Below are 23,078 nucleotides of genomic sequence, written 5' to 3'. Positions count from 1 at the left end.
TAAATAGATTATGATAAAAAAATTTTTATCATCAAAAGAATCTAAGTATGTTACGATTTCTTTAGATGACAACTTTAAAAAGAATAGTGTAGATGATAAATTTTGGACCTATTGCAAAGGTTGTGATAGTCATGTATTTAGAAAGGACATAGAAGAAAATTCATTTGTATGTCCAAAATGTTCAAGACATTATGGCTTAAGAGCAAGAAAAAGAATAAATTTATTGATTGATAAAGGAACTTTTATGGAGTTTAATTCTGATGTAGAATTTCAAAATCCACTAAATTTTCCTAAATACAAAGAAAAAGTAGACTCTTATAAGGAAAAAACAAAAGAGTCAGAAGCTGTTGTCACAGGTTATGGAAGAATAAATGGAATTAAAACAGTTATTTGTGTAATGAATCCTGATTTTATGATGGGAAGTATGGGTTCTATTGTTGGGGAAAAAATAACTTATTCAATAGAGTATGCTGCTGAAAATAATTTACCTATAATTATTTGTTCTGCTTCAGGAGGAGCTAGAATGCAAGAAGGTATGGTATCTCTTATGCAGATGGCAAAGACTTCTCAAGCACTTTCTAAGCTTGAAGAAAAATCATTGCCATATATATCAGTTCTAACTGACCCTACTACTGGAGGAGTAACTGCTAGTTTTGCTATGCTTGGTGATATTATAATTTCTGAGCCAAATACGTTGATAGGTTTTGCAGGTCCAAGAGTAATAGAGCAAACAATAAATCAAAAACTTCCTGAAGGATTTCAAACTTCTGAGTTTTTACTTGAAAAAGGTTTTATTGACATGATAGTAGATAGAAGAAAAATGAAGGAAGTATTATATCAAATTCTTGCTATGCACAAGAAATAGGGCATAAAGGAGGAACTGTTTTGATTGAAAATAATAGTGAAAAAATAAAAGTCTTAGAAAATGATATTAAACAATTAATAACTATTTCTAAGGCAAATAATATAGATTTAAGTGATAAAATAAATTCACTTAATGAGAAATTGGAAAAGCTTAAGGAAGATGCTTTTTCACATCTATCAGCATATGAAAAGGTAACACTAAGTAGAGATATAAAGAGACCTACGACATTGGAATACATAGAACATATTTGTTCTAATTTTTTAGAACTTCATGGAGATAGGCTTTTTAAAGATGACCCTTCTATGGTTGGAGGAATTGGTCAGATAGGAAAGTTTAATGTTACTATAGTTGGACACCAAAAAGGAAGAGATACAAAAGAAAATATAAAAAGAAATTTTGGAATGCCTCATCCAGAAGGATACAGAAAAGCATTAAGACTTATGAAACAAGCTGAAAAATTTAATAGACCTATAATAACGTTTATTGATACATCAGGAGCTTTTTGTGGTCTAGAAGCAGAAGAAAGAGGACAAGGAGAAGCTATTGCAAGAAACTTACTTGAAATGAGTAAACTTTCTGTTCCAGTAATCACTTTTGTAATTGGTGAAGGTGGTAGTGGAGGAGCTTTAGGTATCGGAGTAGGAAATGATGTATGTATGTTAGAACATTCAGTTTATTCTGTGATTTCTCCAGAAGGGCTTTCTAGTATTCTATTTAAAGATTCATCTAAAGCTAAAGAAGCTTGTGATGTTATGAAGCTTACAAGTAATGATTTATATGATTTAAAAATAATAGATAAGATTATAAAAGAACCTCTTGGAGGAGCACAAAAAGATGTAGAAGCTGTTTCAAAAGAAATAAAAGCTTACATTTTAGAAAGATTAAATCATTACAAAGATATGGATAAAGAGGAAATTATAGCTCAAAGATATAAAAAATTTAGAAATATTGGAAAATGCTTATAGAATATAAAGAAATTTGTAGTTTTTTCATAATAAAATGGTTAAAAAAAATAAAGGTTTTCTTAAAACGATTATAGAAGTATATTTTTATAAAAGTATACTTTAAATGATGATTGTAATTAGTAAATGGCAATTATGATTTAGTACTTTAGGTAATGGATACTTTAACAAATTAACAAGGAGATGTTGAAATGGAGGTACTAAAAGTTTCATCAAAATCTAATCCTAATTCTGTAGCTGGAGCCTTGGCTGGAGTACTAAGAGAACGAGGCGTTGCAGAAATACAAGCTATAGGAGCTGGAGCTCTAAATCAAGCGATAAAATCAATTGCAATAGCAAGAGGTTTTGTTGCACCTAGTGGAATGGATTTAGTTTGCATTCCCGCATTTACTGATATAGAAATCGAAGGTGATAAGAAAACAGCCATTAAACTTATAATTGAACCTAGATAATATATCTCTTTATTAGAATTTAATTAAGTTTTAAAGGTTGGCTATAGAAATAGGACACTATAGTGAACCTTTTTTACTTTATATGTTTTATTTTATGTAACTTTTAATGTATAATCTTAAGTAAACAAATAAGATTGGAGGAAATATACATTATGAAATTAAAATTATTGGTAGAAGAGTATGCAGTATGTAGATTAAATAATGACAGTAAAATACCAACATGGATAGATACAGAGAAGTTTTACTCTATAACTAGAACTGATGATGAATTAAGTGTTGTATGTTTAAATAATAATATTCCTTCTGATGTCAAGTCAGAAAAGGAGTGGAGAATACTTAAGATACTAGGTCCTTTAGACTTTTCACTTGTAGGAATTTTATCTAAGTTAAGTAGTTTGTTAGCAGACAACAAAATAAGCATATTTGCAATTTCTACGTATGATACAGACTATATCTTAGTAAAAGAAAAGGATATAGAAAATGCTTGTAAAATTTTAAGCTGTAATGGATATGAAGTAGAGTAGTTAAATACTTTTACATGAGGACTTAACTTATGATTTATATAATCGAAATTTTAAAAATAAGTGTAATAAATATTTTTTGTTTCATAGGAATATTTATTGTATTTGGATTGATTTTTAGCATTACAGAAAATCTAAATAATAAATTTATCTTTTCATCTTTTGGAAAAACTGGAATTATTGTAACTGGAGCTATAGGAACATTTGTTCATGAATTGAGTCATTTGATAATGTGTTTAATTTTCATGCATAAAATAAATTCAGTTAAGTTTTTCAGACCAATAGAAAGTAAAAATGATGGTATACTAGGATATGTAAGTCATAGCTATAAAAAAGATAATCTTTATCAAAGTATAGGAAATTTCTTTATAGGAATTGCACCTATTATAGGTGGAACAATAATGATTATTTTAATTTTTAAGATATTACTGCCAGATAGTTATATGAAAGTGACTCAAAATATAAATTTAAAGTTATATGTAAGTATGATTAATAATTTAAATATAAATGGTTTTATACACATTATTTTAGGTGATATTTCCAATTTTATAAGAATAATGTTGTTAACACCTAGTGTATATTCATTGAAGTATTTTATATTTATGTTTTTAATGTATTCTATATCTACACATATGTCACTTAGTAGTGCTGATTTAAAAAATAGCTTAAATGGTCTGAGCTTTATAGTTATAGTTATTTTTGTAATAAGTTCAATTACATACTTATTTGGATTTGATAACTTGAATATATCCAGTTTAATAGTTAAGTATAACATATTTATAAGTTTCTTTATGGCAATAGGGTTTATTTTTTCAATAGTAACTCTCATAATATCCTATATTTTAAGCTTAGTCAGCCCATTTAAAAACTTTAGTTAAATAAATACATATTTTACTAATATTTGGTTTCGTTAGAAACATATAAAAATATTATATAAAAAAGATTTTAGTAGAGCATAAAAAATTTCTCAATATATTTTAAAATATTTCTATAAATATATTGAGAAATAAAAAAGAGTACTTAAATTCAACTAGTCTTTAAATGTGGATTTAGGGAATAGTTAGTGATGATTTCATCTAAAGCACTGCTAATCTCTTAAAAATGTAAAAAATGATTAAATTAAATATTTATACTCACTTGGTATAAATATCAAAAAATAATATAAAAGATTTATATTTTAGTTTTAGGAGGTTTAATTTTGAATAATGATAAGAAAATTATAAAAGTACATAATAAATCAGATAAACCTGATAATATTGTTATCAAAGAAAATGAACTCATAGAAAAATGTCTACTTTTGGAAAATAAACTTCCTGTATTTATGAAGGATTATTTTATATATTTAAAAGGTTCTGTTGCAGTTTCTACACGACTTGCTTATTTAGAAGATATTAATTTTTTTTGTTCATATTTGATTGAAACCAAAGAATTAACAAATGCAGATTGTGTAAAAGACATTACAGAAGATGATTTTAATACAATAAAATCAAGAGATATAAATTTATTCTTAGGTGATTATTGCAGTAGATATTACAAAAATACAGAAAAAAACACATTGATTTTTGAAAATAACAATAGAGCTTTAGCAAGAAAAAAATCATCCATCTCTACTCTATTTAAATTCTTATACAGAAACTCTCAGATAGATAATAATATAACTGATGGATTCAATCCAATAAAACTTCCTAAACCTCAGCCAGATGCTATTAAGCGCCTTGAGATAGATGAAGTTGCTAAGATGCTTGAATCAGTAGAAACAGGTGAAGGGCTTACAGAGAAAGAAAAGGTATATTGGAGAAAAACTAAATTACGTGACAAAGCTATACTAGCATTATTTGTTACATACGGGCTTAGATTAAATGAGCTTAGAGAACTCAATATCTCCTCTTTTAATTTTTCAAGAGGTGAATTTAAAATATATAGAAAACGTGGGAAAGAAGTTTTAATGCCTATAAATCATACTTGTGAACATGTAATAAAAGATTATTTGCAAAACGAAAGAACAAGAGATGAACTATTAAATGATGAAGAAAAAGATGCTTTATTTTTGTCTCTTCAAAATAAGAGAATTACAGCAAAGGCTATAAGAACACTGGTAAAAAAATATACATCTATTCCACTTGATACTACTAGAGACAATGGATATAGTCCCCATAAATTAAGAGCAACGGCTGCAACTTCTCTAATCCAAACAGGATTTTCTATATATGATGTTCAAAACTTACTTGACCATGATAATGTCACAACTACTCAGCTTTATGCAGCTCATAAGAAAAATGTAAAACGTGATATAGTCAAGAATTTTGAATGGATTGAGGACGATTAAAAATCAGGAACAAATGTTTGCAGATATAAATGGATTATGTTATAATTAAAAATATAAAGTGTATGGAAATAAAAACAAAATATGTTTGGAAATGAGTGATGTTATGTATTTAGATCTAACTGAAAAGCAAGTCTTGATATTGGAATTTATAAAGTCTCAAATCATATTAAAAGGTTATCCACCTGCTGTAAGAGAAATATGTACTGCTGTAGGGTTAAGATCTACTTCAACTGTGCACTCTCATCTAAATAAACTTGAAAAACTGGGATACATAAGAAAGGACCCTACTAAACCAAGAGCTATTGAAGTTTTAGAACGTAGTAAAGTAAATGATGTTTCTGGAGCTAATCAAGAAATAATAGAGCTTCCTTTAGTAGGTCAAATAACAGCTGGAGAACCCATTTTAGCTCAACAAAACATAGAGGAATACATTCCATTCCCTGCCAGTTTAGTAAAGGGCAGTAACAATTTTGTATTAAGAGTAAAAGGCGAAAGTATGATTAATGCAGGAATTTTAGATGAAGATTACGTTGTAGTAGACAAAAAAAATACAGCCTTAAATTCTCAGATAGTAGTTGCACTTATAAATGGTGAATCTGCTACGGTTAAGAGGTTTTTTAAAGAAGGAAATTTAATAAGACTTCAGCCAGAAAATGATTTTATGGAACCAATTATGCTCAATGACTCAGAAGTTGAAATTGTAGGTATTGTAACTGGTGTATTTAGAGTTATTAAATAGCTATTAAAAAATACTTAAAAAAATAAGCTATTCGTATAGATAAAATGTGTTATCTATTGATTATAGCTTATTTTTTTATGCATTTATTTTATTTTTTAAATGATTTAAAGTTCAGAAGCTTTATAGATAAATTGGTTGTTTTTTTGTTATTTTCCATAACATATATCACATGGGTCATTTTTCTTACTTTCTGCAATTGTGCCTGATAATATTTTTTTACTTCTTGAAAGCCCACTACAATTTTTTGTAGAGTGATAACTCTTACCTTTTGGAGTAAAATACACTATTTCTTCTGAATTGGATGTATTTTGTTTATTTTTAAAAGAATCATTTTTACTTGTATTACTGTTTGATTTTCCAGAGTTTCCATCTTCTCTAACGCCTTTATTATAACTTCCATCTTTACAACTTGTAAATACTCCATCACCTGTTGATTCAAATATTATATCTGAACACTCATCACTTCTATGTACTTTTACTCCCATTTTTTTTAATTTATTCATTGTCTCCTGATGTGGATGACCATATGAATTACCCTTGCCTACTAAAAGAACCGCATATTCAGGATTTACTTTATCTAAAAACTCTTGAGATGAACTACTACGAGAACCATGATGAGCTACTTTTAAAAGGTCTACTTTCTCAAGCTTAGGTAGTATTTCTTTTTCGGTACCTTCTTCAGCATCACCTGTAAATAAAACTTTATCATTCCCATTAGTATATACAAGGACTAGAGATTGTTCATTAGTAGTATCTCCCCCATTTGTATTTAGAACTTCAAAATAAGAATCTTCTAAATAGAACTTATTATTTTCAAGCGGTACACTTGGGGATAAACCCTTATTTGCTAAAGCATTTATAAAGTCCCTATAACTCTTTGTTTCTGCTGAACCATTCGATACAAAAACATTTTCTATATTAAAGTTTTTGACAACAGAATCAAGTCCACCTAAATGGTCTGCATGAGAATGGGTAGCTATAAGATATTTAATATCTTTTACACCTTGATTGTTTAGGTAATCTACCATTAATCCCTCATCATCATTATCTCCCCCATCTATCAATGTAAAAGTTTTACCATCTTGAATCAATATTGCATCACTATTTCCAGTGTCAATAAAATGAATTTTTACATTCTTATCACTTGATATACTACTAGACAAAGAATCATTATTATTTGATTGATTATTTCCATTATCTGATGTAGTACAACCAGTTAAATAAATCGATATAGATACTATCAATAAAAGTATCAAAGTTTTAATTTTAGAATTTTTTTTATTTTTTATACTTATTTCTATCACAAACTACGCCTCCATATTCATAATACTCTAGTAATTATAACATGATATGCGTTTTTATGATATTTTTTTACATAATATTTTAAATAATAGATTATAGTACAATAATATAGAAAATTGACACTGTATAATTTTTATATTATATAAAATGAAATATTTTACATCAGTAGTATCCAGTTATGCATTTTAAACGACCATTTACGTTTAATATATTGCAAACTGCTTCTAAAAACTATAATATGTTAAGTATCAACAAAAATAAATAAACTTTTTCCTTAAAGAAGGCTTAAAGCTCACACCAACTGCCTTCTTTTTTTTTATAAAAATTTAATTATTTATTTTGATTAATATTTATTTCGTATTTTAGTTCTACTCTTCTAGATGCATCTCTATTCACGCTATTGTCACCATTTTTGATGAGTTCAGCTTTTGACCTTCCTATTGCAATAATATGCTTAGTCACTTTATCTTTGTATTTATAGTCACCTATTTCATCTCCCACTATAAATTTAGCAACGCTATATGCTCTTCTTTGCGATAAATCTAAGTTGTATATATAACTTCCCACATCATCTGTATGACCTTCTATAACTATTTTGGATATATAGTCACCATAATCTTTATAAATAGTCTCTATGTACTTTGGAACAAACATTTTTAGCATTTCTTTAGCCTCTGGTTTTAAAACATCACTATCTATATCAAACATGGTTTTTTCACCAAAAGTTACTTGCCCATTAGATTTATCTACCTTGACAGGTATTCCACTTTTTTTAAAAGTTTCTTCAACAGAAGCATTGACATTCTTAGCTAAATCTTGTTCAACAGAACCTGAAATACTTTCTGAGCTAAATAAGATAAGAATTACAACCATCAATACAGTAGATAATAAATCTGTAAATGTTGGCCAAAAGCTACTCTTTTCAAATTCCCTGTTAACAGTTCTTATATATTTATTATTCATTTAACTCATCCTCACCTATGACCTTTATTTCTTTATCCTCTATCTCATAAATTTCTTCACTAAAAGGATTAAATACATTATTAACATCATCCTTAAATAATTTTTCACTATCAAGAGGAACTTCATCATTCATAAAAGAGTTATTAAACATAACATCTAACTTATCTTGAATATCTAAAGAATTTTCAAACATCATATCCAGTTTAACTTGTAGGTCATTAGAAAAGTTTTCAATAATACTTGAGAGATTTTTTATTGAGTCATCTAAGGTAAACTTTTCATCTAAAAGGATTTTTTGATTTTGAGAGATTTTATTTTCATGGGTCATTAATTTAGTTAATAAGTCTTGAGCACTTCTTTCATATAGAGCAAATCCTGCATTTATATTTTTTATATAATCTCTAATTTTGAATTGGCTTTCAGTGGCATTGTATATATTTTTTGAAGATTCTTTTATATCAAATAAAATCTCTTTATTTATATTATCTTGATTATCATATTTATCAAAAAGCTTTACAAATTTTATATTTAAAATATTAAACTGTTTATCTAATTTTCTTACGCTCTGGTCAAATGTCTTAATAGAACTTTGAGAACCTTCTAAAAGGCTTTTTAAAGCTTCTATACCACTGATAAATTCATCATTAAAGTCATTTAAATCTTTAGATATTTTATCAAATTTTTCAATAGCTTCTATAGACTTACTTATTTGTTTTATTGTATTTTTTACCTCTTCTACTTTTAAATCCATTCTTTCTGACTTAAAATGAGTTATTTCAGATGTTAGTAAATTTTCAGATTTTAACATTATTTGTATCAAAACATGTTCACAATCTTTTATCTTAGTAAAGTAACCTATAATTAGAGAAAATACAACTCCAAATATACTAGTTGTAAATGCAGTTTGCATACTACTAATAGTTGAAGGAAGTGAATTTATAATGTCTTTAGTATCAACACATAAAAGCATTGTAGAAAGACCAACAAACGTACCTAAAACCCCAAGTAATATACTTATTGAAGATGAATTTTTTATACTTCTAATTTTTTCTAACAATGGCAAATTATTATGCTTTAAATCAGATACAACTTCCTCTATAAATGAAGTTATATTTACGTCTGCATAAGGATTTTCTTTACTATATGTATAGTAGTCATCCCTTACCTTTTTATAAAACTCACTTGTCTTATAGTCTCTATTGATTTCGTCTAATTTTGAACTTACAAATGAATATACTCTGTTATTTTCTATTATTTTAAAAACAGAATACACAGTTATTGCAAGTAAAAACAATATAGTTATTGGATTAGTAAATATTGACTCTATTAAATTCGTTATTATGTTACTCAAATTTATCCCCTACCTTATAATTTATTTATCTATAATTTATACGTACAAGTTACTAAGAAAATACGTAAATAAACAAAATATTTATATTATATTTATGAAAAATGGTACAAATAGGTCATATTGTTAATAACATAATATATACGAGCTAAAAGTTATAGGGGGTGGCATAATGAATGACAACATAGTAGAAGTTAAAAATATAAATATGAACTTCTACACTAAGGAAGGCGAGCTTGAAGTATTAAAGGATGTCAATTTTAACTTGAAAGAAGGAGAAATATTAACTTTGCTTGGTCCTTCTGGAAGTGGTAAATCTACAATATTAAATATTCTTACTAATCTTTTAAAACCGACTAGTGGTGATATAAAGATTACTGGAAATATTGGATATATGTTTCAAAAAGATAATTTGCTTGAATGGAGAAATATAATGGATAATATAACTATTGGATTGGAAATTCAAGGCAAAAAAGATAAAAAATCTTTAGATAGAGTTGAAAGCCTTTTAAAGACTTATGGATTATGGGATTTTAGAAGTATGTATCCAAAAGAATTATCTGGAGGTATGAGACAAAGAGTTGCGCTTATTAGAACACTTTCTGTAAATCCAGATATTCTACTTTTAGATGAACCTTTTTCAGCTCTTGATTATCAGACTAGATTATTAGTTTGTGATGATGTTTATAGTATTATTAAGAATGAGAATAAGTCTACTATTTTGGTTACACATGATATTGGTGAAGCAAGGTGTATAAAAGTGCAACTTTAGAAAATGAGTATATTGTGGAATTATTTCTAATATAAACATGTAAGTGAATAGTAACGTTTTGAAATTTTTTAAACTCATCATAAAACTTTAAAAGACTATGCTTTGAAATATTTTTTTAGCATAGTCTTTTTTTAAAATACACAAATATATTATTTAGATATTACTATTATAATCCTTCAAATGCACACTTTATTCTATTCATACACTCTTCTATAATTGTTCTAGGTGAAGCAACATTTATTCTTTCAAATCCTTCTCCTTCTTCTCCGAATATGTATCCTTCATCTAGCAATACCTTCGCCTTGTTAAGCATTACATATTCAAGCTGTTTTGCATCTAATCCATACCCTCTAAAGTCTAACCAAACTAAGTAAGTTCCTTGAGATTTTATTATCTTTACTTTAGGCATATACTCATTAACAAAATCTTCTACATATTTAATATTACCATCTATATACTCATTTACTTGATTCATCCAATCTTCACAATCATTATAAGCAACTTTAGTAGCAACTATTGCGAATGGATTAGGTAGGAATATAGCTAATTTAGAATCTGTTTCAAGCATCCATTTTTCTTGTAATTCCTTATTATTGATTACTATATTTGATAATTGCATACCAGCTAAGTTAAAACTCTTACTTGGAGCTGTACAAGTTATTATTCTATCTTTATAATCAGGACATGCTACTTCTAATGGTATATGCTTTTCACCTTTACGAATAATATCACAATGTATTTCATCAGATATTATCCACAAATCATATTTCTTACATATGTCTACTATTTTTCTAAGCTCTTCTTTTTTCCATACTCTACCAACTGGATTATGAGGACTACATAATATAAACACCTTATTATTTTCATCTTTAGCTAATTCTTCAAATCCATCATAATCCATAGAATAATGACTATCTTCAAACTTTAAAGGACTATTAACTACTTTTCTTTCATTGTTAGTTATTTTATCTTCAAAAGGATAGTATACAGGCTTTTCTATTATGATACCATCACCCTTTTGTGTTAATATTTGTGTGAAAAATCCTAACGCAGGCACAACCCCTGGGCTAAAGAATATATTCTCTTTTTCTATTTTCCAATCAAATCTTCTCTTAAACCATCCACATACAGCTTCATAATAATCATCAGTTTGTTGAGAGCTATATCCAAATATTTTTCTGTCTATTCTTTCATGCATTGCATTAATTATCTCAGGGGCACATGCAAAATCCATATCTGCTACCCATAGTGGTAGTGCATCTTCTGGAGATTCTGGCATAAATTGACTCTTAAGATCATATTTAAGACAGTTTGTTCCACTTCTATCTATTACTTCATCAAAATTGTATCTTATTTCAGTTGTTTCCATTTTCTTTCCTCCCAAAATTATTAAATATGTTTTATAACCAAACTTGTCCACCTATTCCTACTGGTATACCTATTGTCATCCAAACTACTACTAAAACTGCAAGTACTACAAAGTAACCTATAGTGTAAGGTATCATAGCTGAGAATATAGTTCCCATACCTGCATTTTTATCGTATTTTTGGACTGTTGCTAAAAGTATTATAAAGAATGCATTTAATGGTGATAAATGATTGGTTACAGAATCTCCTAATCTATATACAAACTGAGTAAATGCTGGATGTATGTTTAATTGCATTAACATTGGAACAAATACTGGTCCAAATATCATCCATTTTGTACTTCCGCTTATAACAAATATATTTATAAACGCTACTAGTACTAAGAATAGCAGTATTATAGCTTGTGGTGGTAGTGGCAATGAGTTGAGTAATGCTCCACCTTTTATAGCTAGTACCTGTGCTAAATTAGACACTGAGAATAGCGTTAAGAATTGACCTATAACTATTGCAAGTACGATAAACGGTGCCATTGCTGCCATTGATTGACATAATATATCATTTAAGTCTTTTACAGTCTTGATTTTACCAACCCTCATTCCATACACAATCCCTGGCAAGAAGAATAGTATTACTATAAAAAACTGTAAGCAAGACATAAGTGGTGCTCCAAATATTAAAGAACCTTCTGGACTTCTTAAAAAACTATTAGCTGGTATACACAAAGCAATTAATAACGCTACATAAGCTAAAACTGTAAAACCTGCTAACTTTGCTGCTTTTGCTTGTTCTTTTGTGACCTCAAAACCTTGATTATCATCTATACCTTCTGGTTTACCAGTATACTTACCTAATTTAGGTTCTATAAATTTAACCGTTACTATTGTTGATACTGTAGCTACTATAAACGCAGATACAAATAGTGCATAATAACTAGCTAATAATGTCATATCAAATGCAGGTTGAATAGTTTGAGCAGCTGATACAGTTATTGGCGTTAGCGTAACGTCCCATCCCCCAGGAATTACAGCTGTTGCAAATCCACCACCAACTGATGCAAATCCACAGAATATACCAGCTAATGGATTTCTATTTAATCCATAAAATATTGCTCCTGCAAGAGTTGGTACTAATACAAAAGCAGCATCACCAGCTTGATTAGCAAATACTCCTATAAAAGCTATTATAAATACAACCGCATTCCCCTTAACTTTTGATAAACTCATTTTTATGGCAGTTGAAAAAAATCCTGTCTTTTCACAAACTCCTGTGGCAACTGCCATAACTAAAACTACTCCAAGCACAGGGAAGTTTTGGAAGTTCTTAACAAACTCTTGCATAAATAGTACTAAACCTTTTGCACTTATTAAGTTCATAACTTTTATTAACTTTCCTGTAGCAGGACTTGTTGCTGAAAAACCTAAAAAGCTTGCTATTGCAGATAATGCTACTACTATCAACGTAATATATGTAAATAATGCTAGAGGATGTGGCATTTTATTCCCAACTTTTTCAATCCATCCTAAAAATCCTCCACCACTTTTTTTCTTATTTTCCTTTAATGCACCTTGCATTTTCATCCCCCCATTTATAAAATTCGATTTATTTTAGTTATTATTTTTATTTAAAAATTCAACTGCATATTTAGCCATAAATTCGCAACCTAACTTTAATGTATCTTCATCTATATTGTACTTAGGATGGTGTTGTGCATATATTATTCCTTTTTCTTTGTTACCTACCCCTAGATAACAATAAAAGCCAGAATACTCTTTTAATATTTCACCATAACAATCTGATGCACATATTGGCTCATAAGAATCTAACTCCAATCCATCTATATTAGAAACTATTTCTTTAGCCATCTTAACTGCTTCTTCATCATTGATAACAGGTCCTATGCCTCCAGTATGAGTAACCTTCACATCCACTCCATAAACTTGTCCAACACCATTACTCATTTGCTTTATAATGTCAAACACTTTTTTGCCTGATTCTTCAGTAAAATATCTATATCCACCTATTACCTCTGCATTGTTTGGAATAACATTTCCTATTGTAGTTCCTCCATGTATTGCACATGCATGTACAACACATTGTTCTAGTACACTTATATGATTAACTGGTATAGAAGATACTTTTAAAACTATATCACAAGCTGGCTTTATAGGATCTATGCTTTGATCTGGTCTAGAACCATGACCTCCTCTACCTGTTATGTCTATTCTCCAACCAGACCCACCAGCCATACGAGGTCCTGGTTCAACAGAAATTTTACCAGCTTCAATATCGGACCAAACATGAGTAGCTATTAATCTATCTGGTCCTCCATTTTCCTTAAAGTACTGTATTATCTCCTTGTGTCCACCACCAACTTCTTCAGCTGCTTGAAAAACTAATAATACTCTACCTTTTAAATCTTTTCTTATATCATTTAGCATATGTGCAAGTCCTAGTAACATAGCTCCATGAGCATCATGTCCACAAGAATGCATTATTCCATCATATTCTGATTTGTATTCAACATCTGAATCTTCTTGCATTGGAAGCGCATCTATATCTCCTCTAATTGCAATTGTCTTACCTTCATTTTTGCCTTGTATAGTAGCTATTACGATATTTGGTTCAATAGATACAAAAGGGACCCCTATTTTTTGTAATTCTTCCCTTATTCTTTGGGTTGTTCTTATTTCTTTAAAAGATAATTCTGGATACTTATGAAATTCTCTTCTCATTTGAATTACATATTCTTCGTATTTTTCACTTAATTGTTTTAAATTCATAACATCCCCCTAAAATAGTTATTATAATTTAAATATAGTTTAGCTACTAAACTATATTTAAATGGTATCACTACTTTTTCTCTATGTCAATATAAAACGTTTTCATTTTTATTTTTCTCAAATTTTTTAACTTTTTTCTGTATTAAACTGATATATTATAGTATTTTTCTAGTTATTTTTCTATTTTTATCTTAATATAATGAGTTTTTTTATTTTTAGTAAATTAAATAATAGTAGATTATAGACATTAAAAAAGTTTAGTGGTTAAACTTTAAACCACTAAACTTTTTAATCCTATACCTATTATATTTTTATATAATGTGTACTTAAGTACTACTTCTATAATATCTATTTCTCTTTATTCAACTTCAATCTCAGCTACACTTTTTCAGAATCATTATTTTCCTGCGGAGATTCTTCTAATAAATTAATAAACAAATCAATTACTTTATAAAAACTATCTATCTCCTCTAATGTACACTCCTTGATTAAGTATTCAAATGTTCTTGTAACATCTATGGTGTCATATAGTTTATGTGCCTTACTTAACTCTACTCCTGATGTGGTTGGATATAGTAATATAGTTTTTGCATTTCCTTCTTTCTTTTCTTTAGTTATATAACCCTTTTTCTCCAATTTAGATATAGTTTGAGATATTGCACCTTTAGTTCTGTTCCATATTTTAGCTAACTGAGTTGGACTTATTCCTGGATTTTCTTCAATTGCTGTTAGCATATGTACTTCAACCATGTTTATAAGTTCCCCAGTTCCATAATCTTTAGGTTTATTGATAAACTCATTATATAATATTACAAATTTATATAATGAGTTTGATTTAGCTTTAAGATACAAAAAAATATCATTCATACTTGCTTGTTCCTTCTTTACTATCTCTTCCATATAACGTCTCCTTTTAAGCCACTTGTTTCTATGCATATTCTAATTGATAAGATTCTCTCTTTAGATATTATACCATATTAACTTTTATTTCAATCGATAAAGGAAACCATTGTAAAAGTTTCTTATTACTTTAACTAGCACTCGATTTAACTGGATTTATTTTATTAATAACATGGCAATAAACTTTATAATTCTAATTAGTTTTAAATAAGAAACAAATTCTTATGATAATATTACGAGTAAAAATAATATTTTAAAATGTAAGATTAGTGATAAGGAAAAGATTATCAGTAAAATAGTATTGGTTATCCAAATGTAGAGCACTTTATTAGATTATTTAATAAAAAATATAATATGTCTCCCAGTAAATATAGAAAAAATACGTCTAAAATATAACATTCTTTATAAAAAAAGCTATGAATTTTAATTCATAGCTTTTTTAAATATGTGTGCTTATTTAAGAGTTTGTATTTTAAATTATTTATTTGATTATTATTAACTTAACTTGATTTTTATTAATTTTGAGATGCCCAATCTGCCGGATATGTTACATATATAAATCTAGCATAATCAGGTACAGAAAATTGTATCTTACTTCCTTTTGGTATGAATATTAATTCACCTGAAGAAGCAGAAACCTTTCTTCCATCTATTATTATATCTAAAGTTCCATCTATTACATAATCTATTTCATCATAGTTTAGAGTCCAATCAAAAGTTGTTTCTTTCATTTCCATCATACCACAACCTAATCTTGGGCTTTCCTCTAATGTAAATAAATCTTTTGTGTAAACTACATCACTTGGATTCCCTGTATCTAATCTATCAGATTCACTAACTTTTACAGTTGGTAACTTTATAGAAGTTATTCCACTAATGTCTTTATTTCTAACAAAATCTACTGTGTCTTTAGTTCCACTTATTTTTTCTTCTATTATTTGTCTTACTAATGTTTCAATTAAATTTTTATCTATATTTGATATATCCATCTTATACATTCTCCTTCTTTAGTGTCTTATTTGCGATAACCATAGCTAACAATACTGCTGTTATACCACCAACTAATTTAGCAACTATCATTGGTGTTATCATATTAGAATTAAATCCTGCCGTAAATCCTAAGTGGTCTCCAAATACGAATGCTGCTGATACAGAGAATGCTACATTTATTATTTTTCCTCTATTGTCCATATCTTTCATCATACCAAACATTGGTATACAGTTAGCTAAACTTGCAACAAGGCCTGCTGCTGATACATCATTCATTCCAAGAACTTTTCCTAAAGCCATTAATGGTTTATTAAATACCTTTGTTATAACAAACACTAATGGGAATGCTCCTGCTAAAACTATTGCTATATCTCCAACTATTTCTATACCTTCACTGATTGGTTTCATTCCAGGTATTACAACTATTCCTGTTAAAGCTTCAACTATGGCAGCAGCAAGTCCTAAAGTTATAACTATTACTACACCTTTTCCAAAGTATGTGAATCCTTTTATCATAGCATTTTCGAATTTTAATAATCCAAGTGCTATAACTACTGCAAATATTATTATTGGCACTAAGTTTCTAAGAACCATCATTACCTCGAATCCTGCAACTAATCCACCAACGAATGCTCCAATAGGTATTGTTATTATACCTGCAAGTATTCCTGTTGCTAAGAATTTTTGGTCTTCTTTTTCAATTATTCCAAGCGCAACTGGTATTATAAATACTATTGTAGGTCCCATCATAGCCCCTACTATTAATCCACCAAATAACCCAGCATTAGGGTCTTTCGCAAGTTCAAGTGCAAGTGGCGCACCACCCATATCATTAGCTAATAAACTTCCAGCAAACATAGCTGGGTCAGCTCCAAGTATATTAAATACTGGTACTACAATTGGTCTTAATACATCAGCAAGAACTGGTGCTAAACATATAACACCAACCATTGCAACTGCAAGTGACCCCATTGCCATTATACCTTCTTCAAATTGTTCTCCAAGACCAAATTTGTTACCTATACATTTATCTATAGCTCCAAGTACCATGAAGACTACCATTACATAGATTATAATTTCGTTTATACTCATAATTCCCCCCATTATTTTATTAGACTTTTTATTATTTGACTGTCTACTGATGGTATTACAGTCTTATATATTACTTCTTTTTCTCTTACTACATTTTCACTTTCTTTTAATGCATATTCTAAACTACTTAAATCTCCTGCTACTATATATACTAATTTGCCACCTATAGCAAAAGATAATTGAAGTTTTACTAATACTAAGTCGCCAGATTTTAAAGTCTTATCAAGCATTTTTATTCCAGTGCATACTTTACTACTTTCAACAACGCCTATAGAGACTATACTATCTAGCTTTTGATACTTATTTTTAAATCCATCTAATATTTCTTGTGAAATTGCATTTATTACGAAGTTATCTACAATATATCCTTCTCCAAGTTTTATTCCATAATCTACACATTCATTTATATAAGAAGTTTCTCCACCTACTATTATTAGAAATTTACCTGGGCAAATACTTTTTAAGTACAATACATCAACTGAAGATTTCTTTATCATTTCATTGGATACTTCTATACCTTTAGCAATGCTTTTAAACTCTATAGCTCCTATACTTTTATTCATCAAACACCTCAAACGAATCGACTACTCCAACTATAGTTGCATCTACTGGAACATGAGATTTTTCAATCGACTCTCTAGCTGAGGAACCTTTGGATATAAGAACTAAGTCTCCATTTCCTGCTCCTGCATTATCGGCTGCAACCATGAAGCCTTCCTTGTATGTGTCTTTAGTTTTTAAAATTTTTACAACTAAAAGTTTTTGGCCACATAATTTTTCATCTTTTCTTGTAGCCCAAACATTACCTACAACTTTTCCTATATCCATAAAATTACCTCCTTACAGTTTCTTTAGTTTGAGATGGTGTATTCTCATAAAATCTACAGCTAATGGTGTTATTATACTTTTTTTATTAACTAATATGTTTTTAACTCCATTTATAGTTGGTTTTCTTAAGTCAGCTTCCGATATAAGTTTTTTATTCCTTAAATCTAAACTAAATTCATTATCTATTTTTACACTTTCGACACTGGTTAAATTTAAAACATCTTTATCTAAAACTTTTGTATCTTCTTTTTTAGAACCTCTAGTACTTTCTAGTTCTTTCTTTATATTTAACTTATTTTTAGTTATAACATTTAAGTCTTTTATAATTTCTACACCAAATTTACATATTTCATCTTCAAATGACATAAATTTCTTATATAATGCTTTTGGTGCAGTATCCTTATATTTTTTGTATTCAATTCCTTCATCTAGGACATATACTTTTTTGCCCTTCATAATCATTTTTAGTATAAATCTTTCTTCATCACTTGTTGAATTTCCAAGTGCTATATTCGATAGCCCCCTCATACAAAGTCTTGAAACTATCACTATTTCACATTCCCTTATACTTTTATCAAATTCTACTATTTCAAATTCATCTTTTAATAAGTTAAATTTATTGTTATCTTGTTCAAATACAATCACAGCTTTAGGTTTATTAGATATTTTTATTTCATTACTATTTATTTTTTTATAGATTTCTTCCGTTATTAAATCTACAAGGTTATCATAATTCATATTAAATCCTCCCTAGAGGTAATTTATATAGTAGGTTAAATTTATGCTTTCTTTATTATTTTAGCAACAGTTCCTTTTGAATAACCACATGCATTGGCTTCATCATAGTCTATATGCATATAAGTTTTAAAACTGTCACTCACTCTTATTACTACATCATCAAATGTTAAAGGTCTTTGACCCATCACCTTAGCTTCAACTATCTCTTTATCACATACATTGAATTTTTCAGCATCTTTAGGAGTCATGTGTATATGTCTTTTAGCAACCATTAGCCCCTTATCAAGTTCAACTTCACCATATTGTGTTGATATTTTAATACTTAAAGTACCTTCTAAGTCTCCACTTTGTTTTATAGGAGCTTTTAGTCCAAGAGTTGAACCATCTGTTAAAGATATTTCTACCTGAGTTTCATTTCTACATGGTCCAAGTACAACTACATTTTTTATACTTCCTTTAGGACCAGTTATTGTAACTCTTTCCTTACATGCATATTGACCTGGTTGAGATAGGTCTTTTAGTTTTGTAAGAGTATATCCTTCTCCAAATAATTTATCGACATCTTCTCTACTTAAGTGAACGTGTCTTCCTGATGCTTCAACTTCTATAAATGCTTCTTTTTTAACTCTAGTTATTACTTCTTCCACTATTTCATTTAATAGATTCTCCATTATGTCCTCCAACTACTTATACTTATTAGTTCTAACCTTATATATCATTATCCAAAATACTGACGATAATCTATTAAGTGCCTTTATTAAATCTTCTCTGTGAACATTTCCATACTCACCCTTAAATGCTTCATAGGCTGCAAGTTCAACCTCTCGTGTATTACTTCTTATACTATTTATAGCTACTACTACTTCTCCCATTTCATAACTTGGGAACTCATGTCCTATACCAAAGTATTTTTTAGGATAGTGAGATTGTTCTCTAAGTTCTTGAGGAGTTAATCCTAAAAGTTTAAAGTCCCCTAGCTTTTCATCTAAAACTTCACATCTCATTATATTTCTTACAAAGTCTAATACTTCTTGCAATTCCTTAACAAGCTTTGGCATATCTAGTTTTTGACAAAGTATCTGTACCTTTAGTATTTCTGATTCAAGAGAATCTATTTTTCCTCTCAATATTATTCTTTTATGGTCTTTAAAAACTAAAAGATTTCCATTTAATTGAGTCATATGTTCTGGTTTTTCATCCAATTTGGCGCCAAATACAGTAGTATATTTATATTTTTTCTCTTTAACTACTTCTTTTACAACTTCTTTAGGTTCATTGTTTACATCTGAAAGTTTATCAACATATTTAAGCTCAATACTTCTCTCAGCTAAATAAGATTTTGCAGAAGGAGTTATTATTTGACCTTTTTCTATATAAAATTCAGTTATATTATTTTTGTTTTTTCCAATTTTTCTTTTTACTTCGTTTTCTGTTAAAACACCCATTTTATCACATCTCCTATTAGATGTATAAAAAAGACTACCTCAAAATACATTGAGTTTATTAGTAAGACTCATTTTTGAGATAGCCTCTTTTTCAATCAAAATTTAAATTTTATAATTATTCTTATATTACTCAGCTGATACCTTTGGTAATATAGCATCTACTTCAAAGTGTGGTCTTGGTATAACATGAACTGATATTAGTTCTCCAACTCTCTCGGCAGCGGCAGCTCCTGCATCTGTAGCAGCTTTAACAGCTCCAACATCTCCTCTTACCATTACAGTAACTAATCCTCCACCTACTTGCTCTTTTCCTACTAATTGTACATTTGCAGCTTTAACCATTGCATCTGCTGCTTCTATTGCTCCTACTAATCCTTTAGTTTCTATCATTCCTAATGCGTTTGCACTTGCCATAATCTTATCCTCCAAAAATTTAATTTTATAGTTTTTTATAGTTTATATTTTTAGAAATTTATAGCGATAGCCATAAGTTTCATTGTTTATTTTAGTTATGCTAGTTCTTTGACTAGTTTTTGAACAAGAAGATTTATTAATTCTTCTTTATCCATTGAGTCAAACATTGATTTTTCAACTTGAGATTTATCTCTTCCAAGTTCTTCTATTTCTTTGATTCCATAAGCTACTCTTTTAACATTTATTAAATCAAGTGGTCCTATATTGTTTGAAGTTGAACTTCCACCTATTGCACCACAACCAAGTGTTAGTGCTGGTACAAGGTTTGTTGATGCACCTATTCCTCCAAGTGCTGAAGGAGTATTCACAAGTATTCTTGATACTGGCATATTAAGGGCAAATCTTTTTACCAATTCTTCATCATTTACATGCATTGAGAATGTATGACCTGCACCTTCATTTAACAATATTTCTCTACATCTGTTCATAATAGCTTCTACATTTTCTTCAACATAGAACGCTAGTATTGGTGTAAGTTTTTCTCTTGAATAGGCTACATTGTGACCAACTTTATTTTCTCTTGCAACTAGAACTTTTGTATTTTTAGGTACATTTGTTAAGTCTGCTAAATTTGCTATTACCTCAACACTTTTACCAACTATTTGTGGATTCATAGTACCATTAGCTCTTAATATGAATTTTGCTAATCTTTCACTTTCCTCTTCATTTAAAACATATGCACCTTGATTTTTAAGCTCTTTTAAAACAGTTTCTTCCATAGATTTTTCTATTACTATAGATTGTTCTGATGCACATATAACACCATTATCAAAAGTTTTAGAATCTATTATTCTTTTGATTGCTAATTTAACATTTGCTGATTTATCTATAAATGCTGGTCCATTTCCTGGTCCAACTCCAATAGCTGGTGTTCCTGAAGAGTAAGCAGCTCTAACCATTGCTTCTCCTCCAGTTGCTAGTATTAAGTTTGTATCTTTATGTTTCATCAATTCATTGGTTCCAACTATACTTGGATTAGTTATACATAATATTGAATCCTCTGGAGCTCCAGCCTTTATAGCAGCCTCACTTATTATATTAACTGTTTCAAGTATGCAGTTTTTTGCATTTGGATGTGGAGAGAAAACTATAGTATTTCCTGCTTTTAGAGATATTATAGTTTTGTATATTACTGTTGATGTTGGGTTTGTTGAAGGTATAAGACCTGCAACAACTCCAACTGGTGTAGCTATATCTATCGTATTGGCTTCTTTATCTTCACCAATTATTCCAATAGTTTTTGTGTTCTTTAAAGTTTTATAAACTCCCATAGATGCAAAAGTATTTTTAATTACTTTATCTTCCCATTTTCCAAATCCAGTTTCTTCATTTGCCATTTTAGCCAATTTAGTAGCATTATTAAATGCTGCATCTACAACAGCTTTTACTATTTTATCTATTTGCTCTTGACTCATTTTAGAAAGTTTCTCTTGAGCCACTTTAGATCTTCTTACAAGAGTTCTTACTTCTTGTATAGATACTAAATCTTTATCTAAAAGTGTCATAACTATCTATCCCTTCTACTAAGCTTTTTAACTAAGTTTATTAATTCTTCTTTTTTAAGAACATTTAAATCTTTATAAGTTATTGAAGAATCTAATTTCTTAGCCATAGCTTTAAGTTTTTTTACACTGTTCTTTGATAGGTCATCTCTATCAAAATCGGAATTTTCTATTTTAACTTGTTCCAATACTTCTTTATCATTAGTGTTTTCTATTTTTTCCTCATTAGCTTCTGTTAAACTATCATCAACTGTTTCAATTTTTTTGTTTGTTTTATCTATATCACTATATAAATTTTCAGTATCTCCACTGTTTTCATTGACATCTAAAATTACATTTTCTTTTTCTGATAAATTTTTCGATACATTATCAGCTATTTCCAATGTAATCTCAAAGTTTTTTTCTTTATCTTCTGAAACTTCACAGACTTTAGGTTCTTTAGTTTTGAATAAAGCATTTGTTACTTCATTATGGATTCTCGGTATAATATGTGATGTTCTTAATGTACCAACTCTGGAAGCTGCTATTTCACCTGCTTCTAAAGCAGCTTTTACAGCACCGACATCTCCACATATTGTTAAAGTAACAATACCTGCTCCAACCTTATCAACTCTTACAATATTAACATTTGCAGATTTTAAACAAGCATCAGAAGCTTCTATTGCAGCAACATATCCTATTACTTCTATTAAGCCTATAGCATCCATCTAA

At 28.8% G+C, this 23,078-nt stretch carries 26 protein-coding genes; 9 read left to right on the top strand and 17 right to left on the bottom strand.

Annotation, left to right across the window (positions count from 1 at the left end):
* Positions 1-10: 10 nt before the first annotated feature.
* The 7 genes from accD to lexA all read left to right on the top strand — a co-directional run bounded on the left by accD (position 11) and on the right by lexA (position 5,865).
* On the top strand, positions 11-865 hold the full coding sequence (accD, locus tag CDIF1296T_RS10200) for an acetyl-CoA carboxylase, carboxyltransferase subunit beta (RefSeq protein ID WP_003424064.1): 855 nt from the start codon (positions 11-13) through the stop codon (positions 863-865).
* A gap of 20 nt (positions 866-885) precedes the next feature.
* The gene (locus CDIF1296T_RS10195; protein ID WP_009889903.1) at positions 886-1,830 is read left to right on the top strand and encodes an acetyl-CoA carboxylase carboxyltransferase subunit alpha; all 945 of its coding nucleotides are present in this window, start codon (positions 886-888) and stop codon (positions 1,828-1,830) included.
* 188 nt (positions 1,831-2,018) lie between these two features.
* Complete coding sequence (locus tag CDIF1296T_RS10190; protein ID WP_003428736.1) at positions 2,019-2,279, top strand: stage V sporulation protein S; 261 nt, start codon at positions 2,019-2,021, stop codon at positions 2,277-2,279.
* A 152-nt stretch (positions 2,280-2,431) separates the two neighbouring features.
* Positions 2,432-2,803, top strand: a complete 372-nt coding sequence (locus CDIF1296T_RS10185; protein ID WP_003435338.1) for an ACT domain-containing protein — start codon at positions 2,432-2,434, stop codon at positions 2,801-2,803.
* Positions 2,804-2,832: 29 nt separating this feature from the next.
* On the top strand, positions 2,833-3,678 hold the full coding sequence (locus tag CDIF1296T_RS10180; protein ID WP_009897069.1) for a hypothetical protein: 846 nt from the start codon (positions 2,833-2,835) through the stop codon (positions 3,676-3,678).
* 320 nt (positions 3,679-3,998) lie between these two features.
* Positions 3,999-5,126: a tyrosine-type recombinase/integrase gene (locus tag CDIF1296T_RS10175; RefSeq protein WP_003435347.1), complete on the top strand. Its 1,128-nt coding sequence runs from the start codon at positions 3,999-4,001 to the stop codon at positions 5,124-5,126.
* A 103-nt stretch (positions 5,127-5,229) separates the two neighbouring features.
* Positions 5,230-5,865, top strand: coding sequence for a transcriptional repressor LexA (gene lexA / locus CDIF1296T_RS10170; RefSeq protein ID WP_009897067.1), 636 nt, complete (start codon positions 5,230-5,232; stop codon positions 5,863-5,865).
* A gap of 146 nt (positions 5,866-6,011) precedes the next feature.
* Here lexA and CDIF1296T_RS10165 read toward each other — a convergent pair whose 3' ends face one another.
* The 3 genes from CDIF1296T_RS10165 to CDIF1296T_RS10155 all read right to left on the bottom strand — a co-directional run bounded on the left by CDIF1296T_RS10165 (position 6,012) and on the right by CDIF1296T_RS10155 (position 9,481).
* Positions 6,012-7,169 carry a ComEC/Rec2 family competence protein gene (locus tag CDIF1296T_RS10165; RefSeq protein ID WP_003435380.1) on the bottom strand — a complete coding sequence of 386 codons (1,158 nt, stop codon included), beginning with the start codon at positions 7,167-7,169 and terminating at the stop codon, positions 6,012-6,014.
* A gap of 328 nt (positions 7,170-7,497) precedes the next feature.
* Entirely contained in the window at positions 7,498-8,130 is a 633-nt protein-coding gene (locus tag CDIF1296T_RS10160) for an OmpA family protein (protein ID WP_009897066.1), read from the bottom strand.
* Positions 8,123-9,481, bottom strand: a complete 1,359-nt coding sequence (locus tag CDIF1296T_RS10155; RefSeq protein WP_009897065.1) for a hypothetical protein — start codon at positions 9,479-9,481, stop codon at positions 8,123-8,125. Before CDIF1296T_RS10155 ends, CDIF1296T_RS10160 begins: the two co-directional genes overlap by 8 nt.
* Positions 9,482-9,650: 169 nt before the next feature.
* On the opposite strand from CDIF1296T_RS10155, the gene CDIF1296T_RS10150 reads away from it, so the two are divergent.
* Entirely contained in the window at positions 9,651-10,250 is a 600-nt protein-coding gene (locus tag CDIF1296T_RS10150; protein WP_003435382.1) for an ABC transporter ATP-binding protein, read from the top strand.
* 166 nt (positions 10,251-10,416) lie between these two features.
* Here the strand turns inward: CDIF1296T_RS10150 and CDIF1296T_RS10145 are convergent, their stop codons facing one another.
* The 4 genes from CDIF1296T_RS10145 to CDIF1296T_RS10130 form a co-directional block, all read right to left on the bottom strand.
* Complete coding sequence (locus CDIF1296T_RS10145) at positions 10,417-11,619, bottom strand: MalY/PatB family protein (protein WP_009897064.1); 1,203 nt, start codon at positions 11,617-11,619, stop codon at positions 10,417-10,419.
* 31 nt (positions 11,620-11,650) lie between these two features.
* Positions 11,651-13,189, bottom strand: a complete 1,539-nt coding sequence (locus CDIF1296T_RS10140) for an AbgT family transporter (RefSeq protein ID WP_009897063.1) — start codon at positions 13,187-13,189, stop codon at positions 11,651-11,653.
* Between the two features lie 33 nt (positions 13,190-13,222).
* Positions 13,223-14,398: a M20 metallopeptidase family protein gene (locus CDIF1296T_RS10135; RefSeq protein WP_003435385.1), complete on the bottom strand. Its 1,176-nt coding sequence runs from the start codon at positions 14,396-14,398 to the stop codon at positions 13,223-13,225.
* A 378-nt stretch (positions 14,399-14,776) separates the two neighbouring features.
* Positions 14,777-15,298 (bottom strand): MarR family transcriptional regulator, encoded by a 522-nt coding sequence (locus tag CDIF1296T_RS10130; protein WP_009889887.1) that lies wholly within the window; start codon positions 15,296-15,298, stop codon positions 14,777-14,779.
* A gap of 300 nt (positions 15,299-15,598) precedes the next feature.
* On the opposite strand from CDIF1296T_RS10130, the gene CDIF1296T_RS20065 reads away from it, so the two are divergent.
* Positions 15,599-15,694 carry a helix-turn-helix domain-containing protein gene (locus CDIF1296T_RS20065; protein ID WP_225532606.1) on the top strand — a complete coding sequence of 32 codons (96 nt, stop codon included), beginning with the start codon at positions 15,599-15,601 and terminating at the stop codon, positions 15,692-15,694.
* A gap of 119 nt (positions 15,695-15,813) precedes the next feature.
* On the opposite strand, the gene CDIF1296T_RS10120 is transcribed toward CDIF1296T_RS20065, so the two are convergent.
* The 10 genes from CDIF1296T_RS10120 to CDIF1296T_RS19945 form a co-directional block, all read right to left on the bottom strand.
* Positions 15,814-16,287, bottom strand: coding sequence for a cupin domain-containing protein (locus CDIF1296T_RS10120; protein ID WP_009893336.1), 474 nt, complete (start codon positions 16,285-16,287; stop codon positions 15,814-15,816).
* 1 nt (position 16,288) lies between these two features.
* The gene (gene eutH, locus CDIF1296T_RS10115; RefSeq protein ID WP_009897061.1) at positions 16,289-17,380 is read right to left on the bottom strand and encodes an ethanolamine utilization protein EutH; all 1,092 of its coding nucleotides are present in this window, start codon (positions 17,378-17,380) and stop codon (positions 16,289-16,291) included.
* Positions 17,381-17,391: 11 nt separating this feature from the next.
* The gene (locus CDIF1296T_RS10110) at positions 17,392-17,943 is read right to left on the bottom strand and encodes a BMC domain-containing protein (RefSeq protein ID WP_018112842.1); all 552 of its coding nucleotides are present in this window, start codon (positions 17,941-17,943) and stop codon (positions 17,392-17,394) included.
* A complete protein-coding gene (locus CDIF1296T_RS10105; RefSeq protein ID WP_003435411.1) occupies positions 17,936-18,208 on the bottom strand; it encodes a EutN/CcmL family microcompartment protein in 273 nt (90 codons plus the stop codon). The genes CDIF1296T_RS10110 and CDIF1296T_RS10105 overlap by 8 nt, the downstream gene beginning before the upstream one ends.
* Before the next feature lie 12 nt (positions 18,209-18,220).
* On the bottom strand, positions 18,221-18,946 hold the full coding sequence (locus tag CDIF1296T_RS10100) for a TIGR02536 family ethanolamine utilization protein (protein WP_009897060.1): 726 nt from the start codon (positions 18,944-18,946) through the stop codon (positions 18,221-18,223).
* Between the two features lie 41 nt (positions 18,947-18,987).
* Positions 18,988-19,617, bottom strand: a complete 630-nt coding sequence (gene eutD / locus CDIF1296T_RS10095; protein WP_009889877.1) for an ethanolamine utilization phosphate acetyltransferase EutD — start codon at positions 19,615-19,617, stop codon at positions 18,988-18,990.
* 12 nt (positions 19,618-19,629) lie between these two features.
* Positions 19,630-20,391 (bottom strand): ethanolamine/propanediol utilization cobalamin adenosyltransferase, encoded by a 762-nt coding sequence (locus tag CDIF1296T_RS10090; RefSeq protein ID WP_009897059.1) that lies wholly within the window; start codon positions 20,389-20,391, stop codon positions 19,630-19,632.
* A gap of 126 nt (positions 20,392-20,517) precedes the next feature.
* A complete protein-coding gene (gene eutM / locus CDIF1296T_RS10085; RefSeq protein ID WP_003423991.1) occupies positions 20,518-20,805 on the bottom strand; it encodes an ethanolamine utilization microcompartment protein EutM in 288 nt (95 codons plus the stop codon).
* Between the two features lie 95 nt (positions 20,806-20,900).
* Positions 20,901-22,370 carry an acetaldehyde dehydrogenase (acetylating) gene (locus CDIF1296T_RS10080; protein ID WP_009897057.1) on the bottom strand — a complete coding sequence of 490 codons (1,470 nt, stop codon included), beginning with the start codon at positions 22,368-22,370 and terminating at the stop codon, positions 20,901-20,903.
* 2 nt (positions 22,371-22,372) lie between these two features.
* Positions 22,373-23,074, bottom strand: coding sequence for a BMC domain-containing protein (locus CDIF1296T_RS19945; RefSeq protein WP_009897055.1), 702 nt, complete (start codon positions 23,072-23,074; stop codon positions 22,373-22,375).
* Positions 23,075-23,078: the final 4 nt, after the last annotated feature.

This window comes from Clostridioides difficile ATCC 9689 = DSM 1296 (assembly GCF_001077535.1).
GTDB classification, from domain to species: Bacteria; Bacillota; Clostridia; order Peptostreptococcales; family Peptostreptococcaceae; genus Clostridioides; species Clostridioides difficile.
Note: the sequence above shows the minus strand (reverse complement) of the source record. Positions and strands in the feature narration are given on the sequence as shown.